The sequence below is a fragment of the Billgrantia ethanolica genome, from assembly GCF_021404305.1.
GTDB lineage: Bacteria > Pseudomonadota > Gammaproteobacteria > Pseudomonadales > Halomonadaceae > Halomonas > Halomonas ethanolica.
In genome coordinates this window covers 205,489-226,727 of the sequence record NZ_JABFTX010000001.1, presented here as the reverse complement: position 1 = coordinate 226,727, position 21,239 = coordinate 205,489, and the positions used below count along the sequence as shown (strand labels likewise).

20 protein-coding genes and 1 other RNA gene are annotated in these 21,239 nt (G+C 64.9%); 14 read left to right on the top strand and 7 right to left on the bottom strand.

All coding sequences use genetic code 11. The features are described 5' to 3' along the window. Positions 1 to 20 precede the first annotated feature (20 nt). The 3 genes from recR to dnaX are packed head-to-tail and all read right to left on the bottom strand — an operon-like array spanning position 21 to position 3,104. Positions 21 to 626, bottom strand: coding sequence for a recombination mediator RecR (gene recR, locus HOP53_RS01040; RefSeq protein ID WP_234268232.1), 606 nt, complete (start codon positions 624 to 626; stop codon positions 21 to 23). Then, the gene (locus HOP53_RS01035; RefSeq protein ID WP_234268229.1) at positions 626 to 952 is read right to left on the bottom strand and encodes a YbaB/EbfC family nucleoid-associated protein; all 327 of its coding nucleotides are present in this window, start codon (positions 950 to 952) and stop codon (positions 626 to 628) included. Before HOP53_RS01035 ends, recR begins: the two co-directional genes overlap by 1 nt. Positions 953 to 989: 37 nt before the next feature. Next, positions 990 to 3,104 (bottom strand): DNA polymerase III subunit gamma/tau, encoded by a 2,115-nt coding sequence (gene dnaX, locus HOP53_RS01030; RefSeq protein ID WP_234268223.1) that lies wholly within the window; start codon positions 3,102 to 3,104, stop codon positions 990 to 992. A gap of 247 nt (positions 3,105 to 3,351) precedes the next feature. Here dnaX and HOP53_RS01025 point away from each other — a divergent pair, with 247 nt between their 5' ends. Together HOP53_RS01025 and HOP53_RS01020 are read left to right on the top strand one after the other, a co-directional pair. Further along, positions 3,352 to 4,638, top strand: a complete 1,287-nt coding sequence (locus HOP53_RS01025; protein ID WP_234268221.1) for an NAD(P)/FAD-dependent oxidoreductase — start codon at positions 3,352 to 3,354, stop codon at positions 4,636 to 4,638. A 41-nt stretch (positions 4,639 to 4,679) separates the two neighbouring features. After that, positions 4,680 to 5,891, top strand: a complete 1,212-nt coding sequence (locus HOP53_RS01020; RefSeq protein ID WP_234268219.1) for an iron-containing alcohol dehydrogenase — start codon at positions 4,680 to 4,682, stop codon at positions 5,889 to 5,891. 148 nt (positions 5,892 to 6,039) lie between these two features. Here HOP53_RS01020 and HOP53_RS01015 read toward each other — a convergent pair whose 3' ends face one another. After that, the gene (locus HOP53_RS01015; protein WP_234268217.1) at positions 6,040 to 7,086 is read right to left on the bottom strand and encodes a histone deacetylase family protein; all 1,047 of its coding nucleotides are present in this window, start codon (positions 7,084 to 7,086) and stop codon (positions 6,040 to 6,042) included. 69 nt (positions 7,087 to 7,155) lie between these two features. Beyond that, on the bottom strand, positions 7,156 to 8,082 hold the full coding sequence (locus tag HOP53_RS01010; RefSeq protein ID WP_234268215.1) for a LysR family transcriptional regulator: 927 nt from the start codon (positions 8,080 to 8,082) through the stop codon (positions 7,156 to 7,158). 111 nt (positions 8,083 to 8,193) lie between these two features. Here HOP53_RS01010 and HOP53_RS01005 point away from each other — a divergent pair, with 111 nt between their 5' ends. The 9 genes from HOP53_RS01005 to HOP53_RS00965 all read left to right on the top strand — a co-directional run bounded on the left by HOP53_RS01005 (position 8,194) and on the right by HOP53_RS00965 (position 16,650). After that, entirely contained in the window at positions 8,194 to 9,546 is a 1,353-nt protein-coding gene (locus HOP53_RS01005) for an aminotransferase family protein (protein ID WP_234268213.1), read from the top strand. Positions 9,547 to 9,570: 24 nt separating this feature from the next. Beyond that, a complete protein-coding gene (locus tag HOP53_RS01000) occupies positions 9,571 to 10,272 on the top strand; it encodes a CoA transferase subunit A (RefSeq protein WP_234268211.1) in 702 nt (233 codons plus the stop codon). Next, the gene (locus HOP53_RS00995) at positions 10,262 to 10,915 is read left to right on the top strand and encodes a 3-oxoacid CoA-transferase subunit B (protein WP_234268209.1); all 654 of its coding nucleotides are present in this window, start codon (positions 10,262 to 10,264) and stop codon (positions 10,913 to 10,915) included. The genes HOP53_RS01000 and HOP53_RS00995 overlap by 11 nt, the downstream gene beginning before the upstream one ends. Then, entirely contained in the window at positions 10,915 to 12,228 is a 1,314-nt protein-coding gene (locus HOP53_RS00990; protein WP_234268207.1) for an ArgE/DapE family deacylase, read from the top strand. The genes HOP53_RS00995 and HOP53_RS00990 overlap by 1 nt, the downstream gene beginning before the upstream one ends. Then, positions 12,225 to 13,415: an acetyl-CoA C-acyltransferase gene (locus tag HOP53_RS00985; protein WP_234268206.1), complete on the top strand. Its 1,191-nt coding sequence runs from the start codon at positions 12,225 to 12,227 to the stop codon at positions 13,413 to 13,415. The genes HOP53_RS00990 and HOP53_RS00985 overlap by 4 nt, the downstream gene beginning before the upstream one ends. A 159-nt stretch (positions 13,416 to 13,574) precedes the next feature. Then, entirely contained in the window at positions 13,575 to 14,378 is an 804-nt protein-coding gene (locus HOP53_RS00980) for a transporter substrate-binding domain-containing protein (RefSeq protein ID WP_234268204.1), read from the top strand. A gap of 74 nt (positions 14,379 to 14,452) precedes the next feature. Continuing rightward, complete coding sequence (locus tag HOP53_RS00975; protein ID WP_234268202.1) at positions 14,453 to 15,109, top strand: amino acid ABC transporter permease; 657 nt, start codon at positions 14,453 to 14,455, stop codon at positions 15,107 to 15,109. Between the two features lie 74 nt (positions 15,110 to 15,183). Further along, the gene (locus tag HOP53_RS00970) at positions 15,184 to 15,837 is read left to right on the top strand and encodes an amino acid ABC transporter permease (RefSeq protein ID WP_234268200.1); all 654 of its coding nucleotides are present in this window, start codon (positions 15,184 to 15,186) and stop codon (positions 15,835 to 15,837) included. 12 nt (positions 15,838 to 15,849) lie between these two features. Next, on the top strand, positions 15,850 to 16,650 hold the full coding sequence (locus tag HOP53_RS00965) for an ATP-binding cassette domain-containing protein (protein ID WP_338073281.1): 801 nt from the start codon (positions 15,850 to 15,852) through the stop codon (positions 16,648 to 16,650). 88 nt (positions 16,651 to 16,738) lie between these two features. On the opposite strand, the gene HOP53_RS00960 is transcribed toward HOP53_RS00965, so the two are convergent. Further along, positions 16,739 to 17,044 (bottom strand): hypothetical protein, encoded by a 306-nt coding sequence (locus HOP53_RS00960; protein WP_010627882.1) that lies wholly within the window; start codon positions 17,042 to 17,044, stop codon positions 16,739 to 16,741. 137 nt (positions 17,045 to 17,181) lie between these two features. Continuing rightward, positions 17,182 to 17,278, bottom strand: an RNA gene (ffs, locus tag HOP53_RS00955) — signal recognition particle sRNA small type. Between the two features lie 220 nt (positions 17,279 to 17,498). On the opposite strand from ffs, the gene HOP53_RS00950 reads away from it, so the two are divergent. The 3 genes from HOP53_RS00950 (at position 17,499) to HOP53_RS00940 (ending at position 21,238) form a co-directional block, all read left to right on the top strand. Beyond that, complete coding sequence (locus HOP53_RS00950) at positions 17,499 to 18,722, top strand: ATP-grasp domain-containing protein (RefSeq protein ID WP_010627881.1); 1,224 nt, start codon at positions 17,499 to 17,501, stop codon at positions 18,720 to 18,722. A gap of 42 nt (positions 18,723 to 18,764) precedes the next feature. Next, positions 18,765 to 20,813, top strand: a complete 2,049-nt coding sequence (locus tag HOP53_RS00945) for a transporter permease (RefSeq protein ID WP_010627880.1) — start codon at positions 18,765 to 18,767, stop codon at positions 20,811 to 20,813. A gap of 77 nt (positions 20,814 to 20,890) precedes the next feature. Continuing rightward, positions 20,891 to 21,238 (top strand): P-II family nitrogen regulator, encoded by a 348-nt coding sequence (locus tag HOP53_RS00940; protein WP_234268197.1) that lies wholly within the window; start codon positions 20,891 to 20,893, stop codon positions 21,236 to 21,238. The last annotated feature ends 1 nt before the right edge of the window (position 21,239 follow it).

Here is a 21,239-nt window from a genome sequence, read left to right as displayed (position 1 = left end):
AACAGGAAATGGTTGCGGCTTCAATCGCCGCGAAACGGCAGGCGGCCGTTGAAGGCACGACTGAGGGTACCGCCGTCGACGTACTCGAGCTCCCCGCCCATGGGCACGCCATAGGCCAGGCGCGACAGGGTCACCCCATGGGGCGACAGCTGGGCAGCGATGTAGTGCGCCGTGGCCTCGCCTTCCACGGTAGGGTTGGTGGCCAGAATCACCTCGCTGATACCGCCCTCGGCGATACGTGCTTCGAGCTGGTCGAGACCCAGGTCCTCGGGGCCGATACCATCCAGTGGCGAAAGGTGACCGTGAAGCACGAAGTAGCGGCCACGGTAACCGCCCGCCTCCTCGATGGCGAGCTGGTCGGCCGGCGACTCTACCACGCACAGCAGCGCATCGTCGCGTCGATTGCTGGTACACAGGCCGCAGATCTCCTCTTCGGTGAGGGTGCGGCAGCGCCGACAGTAGCCGACCTGCTCGATGGCCTGCTCGAGCACGCCGGCCAGACGCCGACCGCCATCGCGGTCACGCTCGAGTAGATGCATCGCCATGCGCTGCGCGGTCTTGGGACCCACACCCGGCAGCACTCGCAGCGACTCCATCAGTCTCTCGACGAGGGGGGAAAAGCTCATCAGAAAGGCATCTTGAAACCGGGTGGCAAATTCAGTCCCGCCGTGGCCTCTTCCATCTTCTCCCGTGAGCTGGCCTCGACCTTGCGCACCGCATCGTTGACCGCCGCAGCCAGCAGGTCCTCGAGCAGTTCCTTGTCCTCTTCCATGACGCTGGGGTCGATATCGACCTTGCTCACGTCGTGACGACCGTTCATGGTCACCTTGACCATGCCGGCACCGGCTTCACCGGTCACCTCGGCCTTGGCGATCTCTTCCTGGACACGCTGCATCTTCTGCTGCATCTCCTGGGCCTGCTTCATCAGGTTGCCCATTCCACCTTTCATCATGGTCGTTCCTCTCGCTTGGCAAAGTAAACTTGTCTTTTCAGGCCCTGGGTGCCGCTTCGGCCGGCTTGACGCTGGACTCGATCAGGCGTGCACCGAAGGTTTCCTGCAGCTGTCTGACGTGGGGGTCACGATGCAGGGCAGCCACCGCCTCGGCGTGTCGCTCGGCGGTAATCCGGTCGGCACGCTGGCGCGGCGTCTCGATGTCGGTCGGCAAGGGCCCCGGCACGATCGCGAGCTGGCGTACGATGCCGATGCCAGCTAACGCCTCCTGCACGCGACGCACGTGGATCTCTGCGTTCATGGCCTCCTGAGACGGATCGAGGCGCAGCGTCAAGCGCCTGCCGTCATCGGCTTCGACCACACAGTGGGCCGCCAGGTTGCGGGTCAACCCGCCGAGCCCCAGGGCGTCGAAGCCTAGCAACCAGCGATCATGACTGAGCAGTTCGCCGTCTGCCGCCTGCTCTTCCACAGGGCGCGGCTCGGCGGTATCGACGGGAGCGGCTGCAACGACCGGCTCGGGTTCGTCGAGTACCGCCAGGTCGCTCTCTTCTGTCTGCGCTGCTTCCGTCTGCACTGCTTCTGTGTGTGCTACTGCCCTGCTGGCGTACTCCGCCACAGTCACGGCGGCGGCAGCGCTTGGCTCATAGGCTGGTTCAGGCGCGAGCGTGTGAGCACGCTCCGGTTCGGGTACAGGCTCCGGTTCAGGGACAGGCTCTGGTACAGGTTCCGGCCGTGGCGCGACAGCCGCTTCAGCGGCGGATTCGGGCTCGGCCATCGCCTGGGCGGCGGAATCAAGCGACGGCTCCGGTGCTTCCTCCTCCCAAGGTGGGGGCGGTTCCGGTGGGCGTACGGCCTCCGCAGCAGGCGACGGTGAACTCATCGCCGGGGCCGGCTCGGATGCCGACTGAGGTTCGGGATGCCGCGGTGTCGCACCAGTCGACTCGCCCTCCGGTGAGGCAGGCTCGTCGGCACTACCAGCGGGGGCGGCGGACGAGCCACCGCTGTCGGCACCGCGCAACGGCAGCGGGGTCTTGGCCGGCTGCGGCACGCCCTGGGGGCGGAACGCCAGCATGCGCAACAGCGTCATCTCCAGCGCCGTGCGCAGATCGGGGGCGTGAGCCATGTCGCCGCGCCCCTGAATGCCGATCTGGTAGTAGAGCTGCACGTCCTCGGCGGTGAAGCGCGAGGCCAGCGCCAGCACCGTTTCGCGGTCGCCGTGGCCGTTATCGACGGCGGCGGGCACCATCTGAGCTACCGCCAGGCGGTGCAGCACCGCACTCAGGTCGTCGAGCACGGCGGCGAAATCCGGCCCCTGCTCCGCCAATTGGGCGATCTCGGCCAGCAGCCGCGGCGCGTCGACGTCCGCCAGCGCTTCGACCAGCGCCAGCACGTGACGGTGATCGAGCGTTCCCAGCATGGCGGCCACATCGGCATGACGCACCTGCCCCTGACCGAAGGCGATGGCCTGGTCGGTCAGGCTCATGGCATCGCGCATGGAGCCGTCGGCGGCCCGCCCCAGCAGCCACAGCGCACTCTCCTCGAAGCCGATGCCCTCGGCCTCGAGCACCTTGGCTAGGTGGGTGACGATACGCTCCGGTGGCATGTTCTTGAGGGTGAACTGCAGACAGCGCGACAGTACCGTGGCCGGCAGCTTCTGCGGATCGGTGGTGGCGAGCAGGAACTTGACGTGGGGCGGTGGCTCTTCCAGCGTCTTGAGCAGCGCGTTGAAACTGCTGGTAGAGAGCATGTGCACCTCGTCGATGAGGTACACCTTGTAGCGGCCCTGGGTGGGAGCGTACTGCACGTTGTCGAGCAGCTCGCGGGTGTCTTCCACCTTGGTGCGCGAAGCGGCGTCGACCTCGATCAAATCGACGAAGCGGCCCTCGTCGATGGCTCGGCAGCTGTCGCACTGGCCGCACGGCGTGGAGGTAATGCCTTCGTCGCCATACCCTTTGGCCGTACAGTTGAGACATTTGGCAAGTATTCTTGCCAGCGTGGTCTTGCCGACGCCGCGTGTCCCGGTGAACAGGTAGGCATGATGCAAACGCCCCTGATCGAGGGCGTTGACCAGCGCACGTTGAACGTGCTCCTGGCCGACCAGTTCATGGAACGTACGCGGTCGCCATTTGCGGGCCAGAACCTGGTAGCTCATTGCAGTACGGATTCCTTGCAACAGGGCTGGCGGGCAGCCGATCGGAGCAGGGCCTGCTGCGCCCCGACGAAGGTGTCCGGTGACGAGCCGAACGCGAAAACTCCCATTCTACCGGCTGATGCCGGGGGCGCAAAGCACGCCCCGGCCCCGGCACCAGGCCCGCCGACCGAAGCCAGGTCTCGGGGGCTCGTTCGATAGATCAGCTGTGTTAGCATGCGTTGAGTATTTTCGACATTCTGGAGTCATCATGAGCGAACCGCGCTGCGCCTCCTACTATACCGCCACCATTCACCAGGAGTCGGACTACCCTCGGCTGGAAGGCGAAGTGTCGGTCGACGTGGCCATCGTCGGCGGCGGCTTCACCGGCGTGGCCACGGCGGTGGAACTGGCCGAGCGCGGCTATCGGGTGGCCATCGTCGAGGCCAACAAGATCGGCTGGGGCGCCAGCGGGCGCAATGGCGGCCAGGTGACCGGCAGCCTCTCCGGCGAGGCGGCCATGCGCAAGCAGATGCGCCGCACCCTGGGCGAGGCCGCCGACGACTTCGTATGGAACCTGCGCTGGCGCGGCCAACGCATCATTCGCCAGCGTGTCGAGCAGTACGGCATTGCCTGCGACCTGAAGCACGGGCATCTGCAGGCGGCCTGGAAGCCCTCGCACATGGCAGCGCTCAAGGCCGACTTCGAGGCCTGTCAGGCCCGCGGCATGGGCGAGCACGTCGAGCTGCTCGATGCGCATCAGGTACGCGACGTCATCCGCACCGAGCTTTACCACGGCGGGCTGCTCAACCGTTACAACCTGCACCTGCACCCGCTCAACCTTTGCCTGGGCGAGGCGCGCGTGGCCCAGCGACTGGGTGCACAGATCTTCGAACATTCGCCGGTGGTGCGCATCGACCACGGCCCCACGCCGGCCGTGATCACCGCGCACGGCACGCTGCGCGCCGACCGCGTACTGCTGGCCGGCAATGCCTATCACCGTCTGGAGCGCCGCCGCCTGGGCGGCAGGCTGTTTCCGGCTTCGCTGGGTATCGTCACCACCGCGCCGCTGGGCGGGCTGGCCGAGGCCATCAACCCCCGAGACCTGGCGGTGTACGACTGCCGCTTCGTGCTCGACTACTACCGCCTCACCGCCGACGGCCGGCTGCTGTTCGGCGGCGGTGCCAACTACTCGGGCAAGGACTCCCCCGACATCGCCGCCGAGCTGCGCCCGCGCCTGGAAGCCACCTTTCCGCAGCTCGCGGGCACGCCCATCGATTACGCCTGGCAAGGCATGGCCGGCATCGTGGTCAATCGTATCCCCATGCTCGGCAAGCTCTCCGACACCGTCTACTACGCCCAGGGCTACTCGGGCCACGGCGTGGCGACCTCGCACATCGTCGGCGAGATCATGGCCAAGGCGATTGCCGGTCATATGGAGGAGTTCGACACCTTCGCCGCCTGCCGCCACTTCAAGGTGCCGTTCGGTGACGCCCTGGGCAATCCGCTGCTGGCCGCGGGGATGTGGTATTACCAGCTCCTCGAGCGCTGGCGTTAAGCTGTGTCTGATAATCCAACAACTAGAATAGCGGGCCGGCCATGACAGCTTCCTTTCCCGAACGTATCGACGCCTTTCGTATCGCCCGTCTGCCGGATATCCGCTTTGGCTCCGGCAGCATCCAATTGCTGCCAGGACTGATCGCCGACTACGGCACGAGCGTGCTGATGGTCACGGGCAGGCGCTCCTTCGTCGCCACGCCGCGCTGGCAGGCGCTGGTCGCAGCACTCGAGGCACAGGGCGCCAGCTGGCATCACGTCACCGTCGAGGGGGAGCCTTCGCCGCAGCGGGTGGACGCCATCGTCGCCGAACATCGGGCACACGCCATCGACGTGGTGGTCGCCATCGGCGGCGGCAGCGTGCTGGATGCGGCCAAGGCGGTGGCCGGTCTGCTGCGCCCCGGCAATTCGGTGATGGATCACCTCGAGGGCGTCGGCCACGACCTGCCCTATCGCGGCCCGGCGGTACCGCTGATTGCCGTGCCCACCACCGCCGGTACCGGCAGCGAGGCGACCAAGAACGCCGTGCTCAGCGTGCAGGGCAGCGACGGGTTCAAGAAATCGTTCCGCGATGAGCGCCTGGTCGCCGCCGTAGCGCTGGTCGACCCGCAGCTGCTAGCGGGCTGCCCCAAGACGCAGATTGCCGCCAACGGCATGGATGCCTTCACCCAGCTGCTCGAATCCTACGTCTCGCTCAATGCCAGCCCAGCCACCGACGCCCTGGCCTGGTCCGGCATGCAGGCGTTCTGTCGCGGCTTCTGGTCGGCCTGGCAGGCGAACCACCCCGAGGCCGAGCAAGGCTATGGCCAGATCGCCTACGCTTCGCTGATGTCGGGTATCGCCCTGGCCCAGGCGGGCCTGGGTTCGGTACACGGGCTGGCCTCGCCGCTGGGGGCCTTCTTCCCGATTCCCCACGGCACGGTGTGCGGCACCCTGGTCGCCGAGGCCACCGAGGTCAACGTCGCGGCGCTGCGCCAGCGTGAGCCGCACGCAGCGGCCCTGGCCAAGTATGCCGAGGCCGGCCGCCTGTCCAGCGGTGAACGCGAGCTGAGCGACAGCGACGCCTGCGATGCGCTGGTCGAAACGCTGCGCGAATGGACCCAACGGCTCGACATGCCGAGACTCGGCGCCTACGGCATGCAGCGGGACGACATCGAGCGCGTGGTCGCCGGCGCCCGGGGCGGCAGCATGAAGACCAACCCCCTGGTGCTGACCGATGCCGAGCTGGGCAGCCTGTTAGAACGGCGACTCTAGGCGGCTCTATTCGGCTCGGGGCTTTGTCTGAAAAGTCGGTGAGCGAAGGCCAGACAAGGCAAAAATCGGTGAAAAGACGGAGTTTACGGGGTGTAAATGAGTATTTTGAGCCGGTTTTTAACGCCGTATGGTCGAGCGCAACCAGTTTTCAGACAGAGCCCGCTCGGGCAGCGTCGAAGCCGCTCAACACATTCACCACGTTGATGCCGATCTCCTCCACCGCATAGCCGCCTTCGAGCAGGAAGACGGTGGGCAGGCCCAGCGTGGCCAGGCGGCGCCCGACATCCGGGTAGTCGTCACTTCTCAGCTTGAAGCTGCTGATCGGGTCGTGCTCGAAGGTATCCACCCCGAGCGACACGACCAGCAGCTCGGCCCCGGCCTGCCGAATGCGCGCCAACCCCTCGTCGAGAGCCGCCGACCAGCGTGCGTAATCGGTGCCGGGCGGCATGGGATAATTGACGTTGTAGCCCTCGCCCCGGCCACTGCCGGTCTCGTCGGCATGGCCCAGGTAATAGGGAAAACAGTGCAGCGGGTCGCCGTGCAGCGATACGACGATCACGTCGTCGCGGGCGTAGAAGATCTCCTGGGTACCGTTGCCGTGATGAAAATCGATGTCCAGCACCGCTACCCGCGAATGCCCGTGCTTCAGGGCCTGGTCGGCGGCGATGGCCGCGTTGTTGAAGAAGCAGTAGCCGCCGAACTGATTCGACGACGCATGGTGGCCCGGGGGACGGCACAGACCGAAGCTCGGCTCGCCGCTCTCGAGCGTGTGACCCAGCGCCGACAGGGCGATGTCCTTGCTGACCTCAGCAGCCTCGAAGGTATTGGCGCAGATCGAGGTCTCCCCGGTCTGGGCGTAATAGCCGAGCCGCCCTTCGATATGCTCGGGTATCCGCGTGCCGGGCATCGAACGAGACGGCCAGATGTTGGGGATCGCCTCGCCGGCCATGCCGATCGCCTTCCACTCCTCCCAGCAGCCGGCCAGGAACTCGACGTAGTCGCGGTCGTGCACGGCCAGCACCGGCTCGAGACCGAAGCGGGTCGGGGCCTGCACCGGGCCAAGCCCGCTAGCTCGAATCCGCTCGAGCACCAGGTCGACGCGCTCCGGACACTCGAAGGGCGCCATGAGCAGCCCCTCGTTGAGCTCGGTCTTGGCGCGACGCAGCTTGGTCGACTCGCTATGGAAGGTCAGCATGACGACACCTCTTCAGAATGGTTCGCCTGACCTTGCCATGCCCGGGGCCGAGGTACCAGACCGCTCCCCTCAACGCCCTTGGTACTCGGCATCGTAGCCCTCCAGCAGCGCCCGGCCCCGCTGCCGTAGAAAGTCCAGCGCCCGCGCCTGTTTCCAGTTGTCGCGATAGACCAGCCCGAAGCTGAAGGTCATGGCCGGCGAGAAGGGCCGCATCACCAGACCGTCGTGGGGAACCAGCTGGTCCCTGGCGGTAATCGGGTTCATCACCGTGATGCCGACGTGATTAGCCACCAGGGCGGTAATGGTGCCGATGTTGGCCTCGGTCTTGCCGGCGATCTGCACGCGATGGCGGGAGGTGAGTTCCAGCAGAGGGTTGGTGCTAATGCTTGGCTGGTTGCTGATCACCAGGTGCTGGCCCCGCAGGTCCTGCACGTCGACGCACACCTGCTCAGCCAGCGGGTGCCCGTGGGGCAGCAGGCACACTGCCTCGGTGGTGAACCAGGGCTCCACCCGCAGCACCCGCGAGGTGACAGGCAACGTGACGAAACCGATGTCGGCATGGCTCGACTCCACCGCAAGCTGCACTTCATGACTCGACATCATGTCGAGGCTGATACTGAACTGTCGGTTCTCCTCCAGCAGCGACGCCACCAGCTTGGGCACGAAGCCGAATGACAATCCCGGAATCACCGCGATGCGCAGCCGCGAGGTGCCGAACTCCTTGAGCGCCAGCACGCTGTGACGCAGCTCCTCGATATTGCCCATCAGCCGCAGGATCTCGTCGTAGAGCTCGCGCGCCTCGGGCGTGGCCAGTAGGCGGTTCTTCTCGCGCAGGAACAGCTGTATGCCCAGGTTCTCCTCGAGCTGCGCCAGCGATCGGCTCACCCCCGACTGCGTGATACCCAGGGTGCGGGCCGCCTGGGAGGCGGTACCCGCCTCGAACAGCGTCTTGAATATCGCCAGCGCCTTGAGCGAATGAATGGTGACGTCAGCCATGACTTAAACTCATCGTATTCAATAAAAATATCATATATTGAAATACTTGGTGTTCGCTACATAGACTGCTGAATAACCGTTCACCGACACATAACGATAATGAGCGAGCCAATGGACCCATCTCCCCTTTTCTATCAGGCCGGCCCGGCCCTGCCCGAAGTCAGCCATGCCCAGGGCGTCTACCTGTGGGATGAAAACGGAAGGCAATACCTGGACGGCTGCTCCGGTGCGATCTCCTGCAATCTCGGCCATGGCCGCGATGACATTCGCGAGGCCATGCTCGCCCAGCTCGACCGTGTGGCCTTTACCTATCGCACCCAGTTCGAGAACGCCCCCGCGGTGGCCCTGGCCAAGACCCTGGTGGGCATCACCCAACATCAACTGGAGAAGGTGTTCTTCGTCTCCAGCGGCTCGGAGGCGGTGGAGTCTGCGCTCAAGCTGGCGCGTCAGTACTTCGTCGTCAGGGGCGAGCCGCAGTGCCGACGTTTCGTCTCGCTGCGCCCCTCCTACCACGGCAGCACTCTGGGGGCGCTTGGAGTCACCGGCTATCAGCCGCTCGAAGCCCCGTTCCGCGACATCGCCATCGGCTCGCTCAAGGTGGCTGGCCCTGACTTCTACCGCCACGACGATGCCGACGACAACCGTCATGTCGCCCGCGTACTGGCCAATACCCGCGCCGCCATCGAAGCCGCCGGCCCCGACACCATCGCCGCCTTCGTGCTGGAACCGGTGGGCGGCGCCAGCACCGGAGCGCGCATGCTAGACCGCAGCTATCTCACCGACATCCGCGCGCTATGCGACGAATTCGGCTGCCTGCTGATCCTCGACGAGGTACTCACCGGCATCGGCCGTACCGGTGCCTGGTTCGCCTATCAGCACTACGGCGTGACGCCCGACCTGCTCTCCACCGCCAAGGGGCTGGGGGCCGGCTACTACCCGGTAGGGGCGGTGCTGTCACGTGCCGATATCGTCGAGACGGTGATGGCCTCAGGCGGCTTCCAGCACGGCCACACCTATGCCGGCAACCCCCTGGCCTGCGCCACCGGCCTCGCCGTGGTCGAGGCCATCGAGCGTGACAAGGTGCTGGACAACGTGGTGGCCCGAGGTCGCCAGCTGGCGGCAGGTCTCGAGGCGCTCAAGGCTCGCTTTCCCTGGATCGGCGACGTGCGCGGCCTGGGGCTGCTATGGGGCGTGGAGCTGGTCGCCGATGCCGCCACCAAGGCACCCTTCCCCGCCGAGCAGAACCGCTTCGCCCGCATCACCGCGCTGGCCCGGGAGGAGGGGCTGCTGATCTATCCGCGACGCACCCTCGACGGGATGGCCGGCGATCACTTCCTGATCACTCCGCCATTGACCATCGACGCCGCTGACACCGCCGAGCTGCTTACCCGACTCGAGCGCGCCATGCAGCGCTTCGACCGCGAGTTGGCCGCCGCAACGCCGATGAACGCAACGACCCTCTGATCGCCAGATGGACAAGGCTCACTCATGACGCTTCTCAACCACAAACATCGCCTCATCGAGGAAGCCGTCGCGGCCATCCCGCATGGTGCCTCGATCATGGTCGGCGGCTTCGGCTCGCCGGGCACGCCCTTCGCCCTGATCGACGAGTTGCTGGCCCAGGGCCAGCACGACCTCACCCTGATCAAGAACGACGCCAACGAGCCGGGCATCGGTGTCGGCAAGCTGATCGCGGCCGGCCGGGTGCGCCGGCTGATCACCTCGCACATCGGCCTCAATCGCGACGCCATCGCGGCGATGAATCGCGGCGAGCTCGAGGTAGAGCTGTTCCCCCAGGGCCTGCTGGCCGAGAAGATCCGCAGCGCCGGCGCCGGCCATCACGGATTTCTCACCGATATCGGCCAGGGCACCGAAGTGGCTTCGGGTCGCCGCGAGATCGAGATGGACGGCCGCATCTGGGGTATCGAACAGGCCCTCTATGCCGACTTCGCGCTGGTCCACGCCGAGCATGCCGACCGCTACGGCAACCTGATCTACCGGGCCACCGCCAGCAACTTCAACCCGCTGATGGCCATGGCCGCTGATACCGTCATCGCCCAGGCCTACCGGGTCGACGAGCCCGGCAGCCTGCTGCCCGAGGCGATCCACACCCCCTGCGCCTTTGTCAGCCAGGTGGTAGAGGTCGCCCGCGATACCAGCGAACAGGGGAGGCGCGCCCATGTCGGCTGATCAGCAGCGCATTCTCGCCCGCGCCGCCCACGAAGTGATCCCGGGACAGATCGTCAACCTCGGCATCGGTCTGCCCACCCAGCTGTTCCACTACCTGCCCGACGAGATGGAGGTGCTGGTGCATTCGGAGAACGGCGTGCTGGGCTGTCGCCCGCGCCACGCCGATGAAGCGCCGGACTGGGACCTGATCGACTCCGGCGGCGCCTACATCGCCACTCGCCCCGGCGCCAGCGTGTTCGACAGCGCCATGTCCTTCGCCATGATCCGGCGCAGCCGCGTGGACGTCACCTTCATGGGCGCCTTCGAGGTGGATGAACTGGGTAACCTGGCCAACTGGAAGATCCCCGGCAAGTTCTCGCCCGGCATCGGCGGTGCCATGGAGCTGGCGCAGAAGGTCAAGCGCCTGGTGATCCTGTGCTCGCACAACGACAAGCACGGCAACCCCAAGATACTCGAGCGCTGCCGCCTGCCGCTCACCGCCGAGCGCTGCGTATCGCGCATCATCACCGACAAGGCGGTGATGGACGTTACGCCGCAGGGGCTCGCCGTGGTGGACATTGCCGAAGGGCTGAGCGTGAGCGAGCTGCGCGAAGCCACCGAAGCCGAACTGAACGTCGACGAGCGTCGACTGGGAAGGTTCTGATGCTGACAGCCATCGAACAGCGCATCGTCGAACGCTGCGAGGCGCTGATGGACGATACCCTAGCGCTGACCTGCGACCTGGTGCGCGGCTACAGCGTGCTGGGCCAGGAGCACGGCGCCCTCGAGACCATGGAAGGCTGGTTCGAACGCCTCGATCTGCCGGTCACCCGGGTACCGCTGGACGCCCCCGGCTTTGCCGAGCATGCACATCACGCGCCCAGCAAGTGGGACTGCGCGGGGCGCTACAATCTGGTGGCCCAGCTCAATGCCGATGCCCCCGGGCAGCATCTGGTGTTCAACGGCCACCTCGACGTGGTACCCGCCGAGCCAACCGACATGTGGACCCGCCCCCCCTGGGAGCCGTGGCAGCAGGACGGCTGGCTCTACGGACGTGGCGCCGGTGACATGAAAGCCGGCATTGCCGCCATGGTGATGGCCGTGCAGGCGGTGCGTCAGGCCGGCGTGGCCATCGACTTCCCGCTGACCCTGCAAACGGTGATCGAGGAGGAGTGCACCGGCAACGGCGCCCTGGCCTGCCTGCACCAGGGTTTCAGCGGCGACTTCGTGCTGATTCCCGAACCCTTCGGTGCCCGGATCTACGCCGGCCAGGTCGGCGTGCTGTGGTTTCGCATGCGCCTCGACGGCGTGCCGGCCCACGTGCTCGACACCCGGGCCGGACGCAACGCCATCGAGACCCTGGTCGAGTATCTGCCCGCGTTCAAGGCGCTGGAGGCCGAGATCAACGGCCTGCCGCGCCAGGCTCCCTACGACACCCTCGACAGCCCCTTCAACCTCAGCATCGGCAGGATCGAGGGCGGCAACTGGGCCTCCAGCGTACCCGCCCACGCCATCCTCGAAGGCCGCGTGGGCTTCCCGCCGGGCATGACGCCCGATGAGGCGATGGAACGTGTGCGCCGCTGTGTGGCGACGCGCCACGCCGAACTTGCCGATGACAGCCCCATGCCCCGGGTGGAGTTCCACGGCTTTCGTTCCGAGGGTCATCTGGTCGACCTCGAGGCACCTGGCATCACCCTGCTCTCGCGCTGCCATCAGGACCTGCTCGGCGAGCCGCCGGCCACCTACCTCTCAACCTGCACCACCGACCTGCGCGCCTTCCACGTCAGCGGCGCGATCAATGGCACCTGCTACGGGCCGGTGGCCCAGCGTATCCACGGTGTCGACGAATGTGTGGAGATCGACTCGATTCGCCACGTGCTGACCACCTACGCACTGTTCATCCATCGCTGGGCGGAGATGGAACAGACGACGAAAGCCCGGACGATGAAAGCCAGAACCAGGGGAGAACGCTCATGAAGGCGGTGTACCTCGTCGACTATGGCCGCAGCGCCTTCAGCCGCGCCCACCCGCGCAAGCCGGAAGTGGACGACTGGGCAGAAACCCGTGGCGACGCCCTGCTCGCCCAGGTGATCGACACTCTGCTCGAGCGCCGCGGTCTCGATCCGCTGGCGGTGGAGGATCTCAGCGTCGGCTGCGCGCTACCGGTCAAGGAGCAGTGGAGCTTCGGCGGTCGCTACCCGCTGTGGCTGTCGCAGCGGCTCGGACCGCATGGCCGCGACTGCGCCAGCCGTCAGATCGACCAACAGTGCGGCTCCGGGCTGGCCGCCCTGCGCAGCGCCACCCGCGAGATCCAGGCCGGCGCGGTGGAAGTGGCCATAGCAGGCGGCTACGAGAACATGACCCGGGTGCCCATGGGCCCCGCCCTGTTCAAGGAAGGGGCACTGACCACACCCGCTGCCTTGCAGGCGGCTCCCTGGCTGGAGCTCGAGGTGGCGCTGAACATGGGCCTCACCGCCGAGCGCCTGGCCCAGGCGGCCGGCATCGGGCGCGACGAAATGGATGAGTTCGCTCTGGCGTCGCACCGCCGCGCCGCCCGGGCCGACGCCGAGGGGCGCTTCGGCGGCGAGCGCCTGGCGCTGACCAACCCTGCCGGGACAGTGGTCGAACGGGACGCGAACATTCGTCCCGACACCAGCCTCGAGAGGCTTTCCGCGCTTGCTCCGGTCTTCCTCGACGACGGCCGGGTCACCGCCGGCAACAGCTCGCCGCTGACCTCCGGCGCCGCGGCCACGCTGCTGATGTCGCCCGGCGCCCTCGAACGCCACGGCGTCAGCCCCCTCGCTCGCATCGTCGCCTTCGCCGACGTGGGCGTGGCTCCCGAACGCATGGGAGCAGGAGCCGCGGCGGCAGCCGAACAGGCGCTGGCGCGTGCCGGCCTGGTCGCCTCGCAGATCGACGCCTGGGAAATCAACGAAGCCTTTGCCGCAGTACCGCTGCACGCCATGTGCAAGCTCAAACTCGATCCCGCCCGAGTCAACGTCTGGGGTGGCGCCCTGGCGCTGGGCCACCCGCTGGGCGCCACCGGCATACGCCTGGCCGGCACTCTCGCACGGGTGCTCGCCTCCCGCGGCGGCCGCTATGGCTGCGCCACCGCCTGTGTGGGCGGCGGCCAGGGCATCGCCATGATCCTCGAACGGCTATGACCATCAGTACGAAAGGAGGTGACGAGACAGCAACCCCATCCGCTTGGATGAACTGCCTGGATGGCCTGCCGGGAGAGCGCGAGGCATCCATGCGGCATGTCGCGACACGGGTCGCGTCGTAACACCCTACCAACACACTAACAATGAGCAGGAATCAACATGAAGAATCACAACAAACCGCTGTACCGTCCGTTATTCGCGGCCATGACATTGCTCGGCGCCATTTCCCTGGCCAGCTTGCCGGCACAGGCGCGAGATCTGCCCGCGATCGAGGATGACGTCTTCCAGGTTGCCAATTCCGGTGCCTACCCGCCTTTCAGCTATGTCGATACGGCAGGCAATCTGGTCGGCTTCGATGTCGATATCGCCGAAGCCCTGGCCGATAGGATGGGGGTCGAGGTCAATATCCAAACCTCCCCCTGGAACGGTATCGTCGCTGCCCTCGCCGGTGGCCGCTTCGACGCTTGCATCTGCAGCATGAGCGTTACCGAAGAGCGCGAACGCGCCGTGGACTTCACCGACAGCTACTACAGTTCGGGGCTTTCCATCTGGGTGCAGGAGGGCACCGACGACGTCCACAGCATCGATGACTTCGCCGGCAAGCGGGTCGGCTCCACCCTGGGCGAGACGGGCAATCAGTGGGCGACCGAGCATGGCAACGGAAATTGGCGCAACCAGACCTTCCAGGGTCTGCCCGACATGCTCAACGCGCTCACCACGGGACGCATCGACGTCATGATCGCCGACGACATCCCTGTCTACGTGGCGCTCAACGAGCAAGACCTGCCCATCAAGCAGGTGGACGTGGGTGAGCTGCCCAGTTGGCCAGCCGCCATTGCGGTGCAGAAGAACACGCCGGAGCTGAAGGAAGCCCTCAATACGGCACTGGCGGAGATCAAGGCAGATGGCACCTACCAGGCAATCGTCGACAAGTGGATCGGCGAAGGGGTCGAGTTCGACTGAAGGCTCTTGACGCAGCAGGGCGCGAGCCCTGCTGGCCCACATAGTTCCTATCACAATAAAAGGTCAAGGGGACCATGGACATCAATCTGATGATGGAAATCACGCCGCTGCTGATGAAAGCGGCCTGGATAACCATCGACATTTCGGCTCGAGCCCTGTTCTTCGGTTTCTTCATCGCCTCGGCACTGGTGGCACTACGGACCTCACGTCATGTCCCCATTCGCTGGCTGGCTCGCGCCTACATCAGTGTCGTTCGCGGCACTCCGTACTTCGTCCAACTGCTGCTGGTCTTCTATGGCGGACCTGCGCTCGGCCTGCGTCTCGATCCATTCACCTGCGGTGTGGTGGTCGGCGCCTTCAATATCGGCGCTTACATGAGCGAGGCCATTCGCGGCGCCATCGAATCGGTAGACAGCGGGCAAAACGAGGCATCACGATCGCTGGGATTCGGCCGCCTCGCCACGCTACAGCACATCATCCTGCCTCAATCGGCCGGATTGATGATTCGCTCCATCGGCGTGCTCGCCATCATCCTGGTCAAGAATTCCTCGCTGGTTTCCATTATCTCGGTGGTCGAACTGACCTACCAGGCACAGCGCCTGATCGGCTCTACCTACAAGCCCCTGGAAGTCTTCACCCTGAGCGCTCTGATGTACATCGTCATCATCTATGCGGTGATGGGCATCGTCGAGTTCCTCTATCGTCGCGCCACCCGATACACCTATTTATAGAGGCCCGAATGGCTCGCTATGGAACCGGGTTATCGATAGCGCCACCTGACAATGGAACAACCGAGTAAGACACCATGGAATTCGATTTCAGCCCCGTCATCACCTACTTTCCCACCCTGATAAAAGGCATAGGCGCCACACTTCTGATTGGTGTGGTGGTCGCCCTCCTGTCGATCCTGGGCGGTCAGATCGTCGCCGTGATCTCCCTCTACACGAGAAAGGCCGTGAACTGGCCGCTGCGCTTCCTGATCTGGCTGTTCATGACCACCCCACTGCTGCTCCAGCTCTACTTCCTGTACTTCGGGCTCGGGCAGTGGGTCCTGATACCGGCCATTGCAGTAGGCGTTCTCGGGCTGGGCTTTCACTACATGGCCTACAATGCCGATATCTTCATCGCCACCATCAAGTCGGTCTCGAACGGGCAATACGAGGCCTCGCGCTCGCTGGGCTTCGGTCATCTGGCCACGATCTTCTACATCATCTTGCCGCAGGCGTTCTATCGCGCCATTCCCCAGCTCGGCAACAACATGATCATCATGGTCAAGGATATCTCGGTGCTCTCCGCCATCGGTATCGCCGAGCTGGTCTACCTGTCGCAATACGCCATTAGCGTGACCTTCCGCCCCTTCGAGTTCTATATCACCATCGCGGCCATTTATTACCTGATCAACATTCTGATGGAAACCGGACAGTCGTGGGTGGAGCGCCGTGCCGCCGCCCGCAAATAAAGAGGACCTGACATGACAACTGCAACGAAAGACACTCCCATGGTGGAGCTCAAGGGCGTCAAGAAACGGTTCGGTGACCTCGAGGTGCTCAAGGGTATCGACCTCAAGGTAGAGCGCGGCAAGATCATCTCCATCATCGGCCCGTCGGGGTCGGGGAAGAGCACGCTATTGCGATCCATCAACTACCTGGAAGTGATCGATGAGGGCAGCATCCTGCTGGATGGCGTGCAGGTCAACCGGCCGGATCTGAAGGGTCTCGCCTTCGAGCGGCATATCAATCATATTCGCCAGAACATGGGCATGGTGTTCCAGCACTTCAATCTGTTTCCCCACCTTTCGACGCTGGACAACGTCACGCTTGCGCCGAGAAAGTTGAAGGGCATGTCGGCGGGCAGCGCCCGTGAATTGGGCATGGAGCTCCTGGAGCGAGTCGGGTTGGCGGACAAGGCCTCGGTCTATCCCAGCTCCCTCTCGGGCGGGCAGAAGCAGCGCGTGGCCATCGCCCGCGCCCTGGCCATGCGGCCCAAGGTCATGCTGTTCGACGAGGCGACCTCAGCCTTGGACCCCGAACTGGTGGAGGAGGTTAACCTGGTCATGAAGCGGCTTGCGGAGGAGCACATGACCATGCTCATCGTTACCCATGAGATGGCGTTCGCACGCGACGTGTCCGACTGGGCCATGTTCATGGATGACGGCGTCGTGGTCGAACAGAGCACCCCGGACCGCCTGTTCACGAATCCCGACCAGGAACGAACCCGCAACTTTTTGCGCAAGCACCTCGAAAGCCAGGCAGTGGCACACGCACACTTCTGAACCCTCGACGCACCTGCACAACGCAGCGGGGAGGCCATTGGCCTCCCCGTTCGTTGTGCATTCGTGAAAGTGCTCTTTGCTGCCGAGCTCAGGCGCAGTCCGCCGCACCCTCACCGAACATGTCGAACAGCAGCTCGCGGCCCATGGCGCTCAGCACGAAGCGACCGTGTTCGTTGTAGATGGCGGCCTCGCTGCTCTCGAGTACCCGCTGGCAGGCCGGCCACTCCTGGGAGGCTTCGCGCATCTGGCGCAGCGCGCGGCTATCGAGTCCACGGAAGGGGATGGTGATGGTCTCCAGCACGTGACCCTGCTGGTAGAGCAGAAAGGCAGCGTTCGACAGGCACTGGCGCAGGCTGCGCTGAATACCAGCGTTGGGCGTGGCGTCGATCTGCATGGTGCACATCCTCTCGCAAACGTTTTGCTGCGCTGCATATTAACACCAAAGTCGATATCGACCAAGGTCTAACATCGAAGCGTGCTGCGCGGAGATACACAAGACGAAAAGAAAACAAGAGGCCGAAATGGAGGCAGCCCCGACAGCCACATCCCGGCACACGCGACCACCACTACCGTTGCTCCCTTCCGGGCCTGGCGGGGTTTGCGGTTTAGCGTTGCGGGAGGACCGACGGGGCCACCACGACACGATGCCTTCGAGGCATCGAACCCGGCGTGCATCAATGGCTTGCCGAGTGCGCGTGCACTATACCAGCGGCACCGGAGGCGAGCAAGGACCGTCGCTCGAGGCAGGCATGAGCGACGGCCCGGGCTGTAAGGCGGAGCCAAATCGGCTAGGGTGAAAGGGCAAGGGAGACGATGAGGAGAGGCACACACACCGGAGGAGACGCCCCATGAAGAAGAATCCCGACAAGGGCTACATTGCATTGCTCGGCTGGAGCCTGAATGCCGTCGAGGCTGCCGAGAACTTCGACCGTCGCTACATCGTGGTAGCGCCGGAATGGGCGGAAGAGTACTGCCAGAAACACGATATCCCCCATGTGTCATGGAATTTCGAGCGCCTCAACGACCGCTCGCTGGAAATTGCCGAGACCTTGAAGGAAATGGGAGTGGACGTGGCGATCCCCCTGTTCGAGGAAACCGTCGAATGGGCCGGCGCCATCAACTCGGTATTACTCGACAACCCGCGGCTATACGGCCAATCGCTGCTGCTGCGCGACAAGGCGCTGATGAAACGCCGCGCCCAGCTTGGCGGCATTCGCGTGGGGATCTTCGAGGAGGCCCACGACAAGGGCGACGTCATCCGCTTTCTCAAGCGCGTCAACCAGACCCTGCTCAAGCTGGACGGCGACCCCAACGACCCCATTCATCTCAAGGCCTTCGACAAGGCCGGCTGCCTGGGGCATCGGGTGATACGCACCCCCGACGAGGTCGATACCATTCCCGATGAAGAGTTTCCGGTGCTGATGGAGTCGCACCTGGACGGCTGGGAATTTGCCGTGGAGGCGTGGATCCATGACGGCAAGATCGCCTTTCTCAACATCTCGGAATACGTCACCCTGGGCTACTCGGTCTTCGTGCCCGCCTCGCCGGAACTGGAACGCTACCGGCCCCAGATCACCGCTCAGATCGAAAAGCTGATCAAGGCCTTCGACATCGATTTCGGCCTGATCCATCCAGAGTATTTCGTCACCAGCGACGGCGAGATGTACTTCGGCGAGGTGGCCTATCGCCCACCGGGCTTCAAGGTGTTCGAGCTGCTCGAGCGGGTCTACGGCTTCAATGCCTACCAGGCCAGCATGCTGGTGTTCGACCCCAAGAGCAGCGCCGAAGAGGTCGCCGCCTTCTTCCCTCGCGAGGTCGAGGATGCCAAGTGCTATGCCGGCTGCTTCGGCGTCTATCCACGGCGTCGCGTGGTCAGCCGCCTGGAGATCCCCGAAGAGGTGGAAGACGACCCCTACTTCGAATCCCACGAACTCACGCCGCCCATGGAGGAAACCGTGACCAAGCGCACCGCTTTCGGCACGCACTGGGGGCTGATCTACTTCAAGGGCGACGATCCGGAGCGCCTGCGGGATCTGCTCAAGCACCAGGAAGAGCTTGATTTCTACATTTGATCAGGGCGTGATGGTGCGACAGCTCGATCACAAGGAGTCGGCGTGACCACTAACGGGCACATGCACGAGGGCACCCCGCCAGCGGACGAGGAGAAGCTGCTCAGACTACTGGCCAACCTCGACGAGGCAGCCGCCATGCTCGGCGAAGCCCGCGACTTCGCCAAGCCGGGCAAACTTCCCCGGGTGCTGGATACGGCACGTCGCGTGCTGCTCCATCCCGGTGGCGCCGCCGCCCTGGAGGTACGCGCCAGGGCATTGGAAGAGGCCGGCGTGTTTCTCGGCTCCGACTGGGCCACGCCGCAGTATCTGCTCCCTTCCCTCACCACCTACTCGCTCAAGAGCCCCGACGCCAACACGGTGGTGATCGAGGCCTTGAGCGAGCTGCGTCTGCTGGCGGTGGCCAAGGGCGACTATCTGCATTCGCTGGTGTCCGGCGAGCAGGCCCACCACTACCTGACCCAGGTGATGGCGCTCAACCTCTGGCTGCTGTTCAGTTCCCCCAGCGAGGCGGAGCGGGAAACCCAGGGACGACTGGCGCGGATTCCACGCTATCTGTTCCATCACCTTGCCGAGCGTATCGGCTACGAGCACATCATCGATCAGCTGATCGAGGAGATCTGGCGAGTCCTGCAGCAGCGCCCGATCCAGGTGGAGGCGGTCAAGCAGATGATCACCCAGATCGCCATCTGCCAGGCCGATCCGGCCATCGATCTCGGTACCAGCGGCCAGGGCGCCGACCGCCTGGTGAGTTCGCTGTATGGCCCCACTCGCGCCTGCCGCGAAGACCCCGGCCTCGAGGTCTATCGCCAGCGTCTGGCCAGTATGGACAACGCCGCCCTGCAGGGAGAAGCCACCGGCTTCGCCCGCGCCATGCACGACACCGGGCTGGTGTCGCCCTACCACCCGGTGCTGCTGCGCCACCTGCTCGACCACGGCGACCATCTCATCACCGAGGCCCTGGGGCTCTCCTCCACCGGCCGCGACTGCCTGCTGTGCTACCGCGAGTTGGCTCACGCGCTGATCCGCAGTGCGGTGCACCCGGCCACGCCCCAGGCGGTATACGGCCTGGCGTTGATGCTGGAGCGCGGCATTCTCTATCAGCCCCCCGTGGCGCCCGCCATGTGGCGCCAGTTAGGGCTGCCGCTCTCCGAGTGGTCCCAGGCGCGCCTCAACCTGGCATACGGCGATGCGGTCTCGCCGCGTGCCCGCCTGCTCGAGGGGGTGTTGTGCATGCTGGGGCTGCCGCTGGGCGTAGGTCAGGGCAACAACCCGACCTGTCAGTCGGCCAGGGCACTCTCCATGTGGGCTTACAACGATCCCGACTACCTGCTGCAGATGGTGGCCTGGGCCGCCCGCGACGACGAGATCGTGATGCACTTCGAAGGCCAGCCGATCTCCTCGATGGAGAGCAGTGGTGGCGTGGCACAGAGCCTGCCGATGGATCTCGATCCGGTGTCGCTGATCGTGGTGCCGCACCTGGACCGCATCTATGCCGAGATGGGCCGGCGCTGCATCGGCCGCGAAGGCGACCCGCACCGTTGGGTCAATCCGGAGTTCCACGGTTGGTGGTCGGGGCGCGGCTTTCGTATCAACGTGGACGTGGCCAGCGGCCAGCTGCATGAGCTGGACGTCTTTTTGCGCCACTTCTACGCCAGCTATCACCCCTACTACAACGGCAATCAGCCCCTCATCCACCCGCAGCCGGCGGGCATCGCCGTGACCGATAGCGCGGCGCGCTTCATCGGTTGGCACGCCATCACCATCCTGCGCGTCTCCCTCGATCCCACGGACGTGATGCGGGTCTACTTCTTCAATCCCAACAACGACAGCGGCCAGGACTGGGGCGATGGCGTCAGGGTCAGTACGGCAGGCAACGGCGAGCGCTTCGGCGAAGCCTCCCTGCCCTTCGAGCAGTTCGCCTCGCGGCTCTACATCTTCCACTACGATCCGCTGGAGCGCGGCGAGCTGGCCAACGTCACCCAGGAAGAGCTCAACCGGGTCACCGGCTACGTTCATCGCAGTTGGGGGGCGAACCGGGTACCCGCCGCCGATCTGCAGGCTGATAGCGGACACCCGAACCCAGGTACTTGACCCGCATCAGGACAATGACTCGGGGCTCTGCCAGAATGGCAGTATCTCAATGTGAGGCTCGCTTCGAGGGAGTTCGAATGGATTTCAAGTTATTGATGGTTTTCGTCGACCAGGACAGGACCGATACCGTGCTGACTGCCGCACGGGAAGCAGGCGCCACCGGGGCTACCATCATCAACAACGCCCAAGGCCAGGGGCTCAAGCCACAGTTGACCTTCTTCGGCCTGGAATTCATGGCGTCTCGCAGCGTGATTCTCATTCTGGTGGAAGCCCGCCGTTCAGAGGATGTACTGAACGCCGTGAGCACGGCGGGCAAGCTCGACGAGAGTCTCGACACGGGCATTGCGCTGGAAATCAAGGTGTCCAAGGCGCTGGGGCTGACGGAACACATCAAGGCCCTGAGCAAGGAGCACCCGTTCGACTGAG

Coding starts and splice junctions, on each gene's coding strand:
- recR (WP_234268232.1), bottom strand. CDS start 626: ATGAGCTTTTCCCCCCTCGTCGAGAGACTGATGGAGTCGCTGCGAGTG.
- HOP53_RS01035 (WP_234268229.1), bottom strand. CDS start 952: ATGATGAAAGGTGGAATGGGCAACCTGATGAAGCAGGCCCAGGAGATG.
- dnaX (WP_234268223.1), bottom strand. CDS start 3,104: ATGAGCTACCAGGTTCTGGCCCGCAAATGGCGACCGCGTACGTTCCAT.
- HOP53_RS01025 (WP_234268221.1), top strand. CDS start 3,352: ATGAGCGAACCGCGCTGCGCCTCCTACTATACCGCCACCATTCACCAG.
- HOP53_RS01020 (WP_234268219.1), top strand. CDS start 4,680: ATGACAGCTTCCTTTCCCGAACGTATCGACGCCTTTCGTATCGCCCGT.
- HOP53_RS01015 (WP_234268217.1), bottom strand. CDS start 7,086: ATGCTGACCTTCCATAGCGAGTCGACCAAGCTGCGTCGCGCCAAGACC.
- HOP53_RS01010 (WP_234268215.1), bottom strand. CDS start 8,082: ATGGCTGACGTCACCATTCATTCGCTCAAGGCGCTGGCGATATTCAAG.
- HOP53_RS01005 (WP_234268213.1), top strand. CDS start 8,194: ATGGACCCATCTCCCCTTTTCTATCAGGCCGGCCCGGCCCTGCCCGAA.
- HOP53_RS01000 (WP_234268211.1), top strand. CDS start 9,571: ATGACGCTTCTCAACCACAAACATCGCCTCATCGAGGAAGCCGTCGCG.
- HOP53_RS00995 (WP_234268209.1), top strand. CDS start 10,262: ATGTCGGCTGATCAGCAGCGCATTCTCGCCCGCGCCGCCCACGAAGTG.
- HOP53_RS00990 (WP_234268207.1), top strand. CDS start 10,915: ATGCTGACAGCCATCGAACAGCGCATCGTCGAACGCTGCGAGGCGCTG.
- HOP53_RS00985 (WP_234268206.1), top strand. CDS start 12,225: ATGAAGGCGGTGTACCTCGTCGACTATGGCCGCAGCGCCTTCAGCCGC.
- HOP53_RS00980 (WP_234268204.1), top strand. CDS start 13,575: ATGAAGAATCACAACAAACCGCTGTACCGTCCGTTATTCGCGGCCATG.
- HOP53_RS00975 (WP_234268202.1), top strand. CDS start 14,453: ATGGACATCAATCTGATGATGGAAATCACGCCGCTGCTGATGAAAGCG.
- HOP53_RS00970 (WP_234268200.1), top strand. CDS start 15,184: ATGGAATTCGATTTCAGCCCCGTCATCACCTACTTTCCCACCCTGATA.
- HOP53_RS00965 (WP_338073281.1), top strand. CDS start 15,850: ATGACAACTGCAACGAAAGACACTCCCATGGTGGAGCTCAAGGGCGTC.
- HOP53_RS00960 (WP_010627882.1), bottom strand. CDS start 17,044: ATGCAGATCGACGCCACGCCCAACGCTGGTATTCAGCGCAGCCTGCGC.
- HOP53_RS00950 (WP_010627881.1), top strand. CDS start 17,499: ATGAAGAAGAATCCCGACAAGGGCTACATTGCATTGCTCGGCTGGAGC.
- HOP53_RS00940 (WP_234268197.1), top strand. CDS start 20,891: ATGGATTTCAAGTTATTGATGGTTTTCGTCGACCAGGACAGGACCGAT.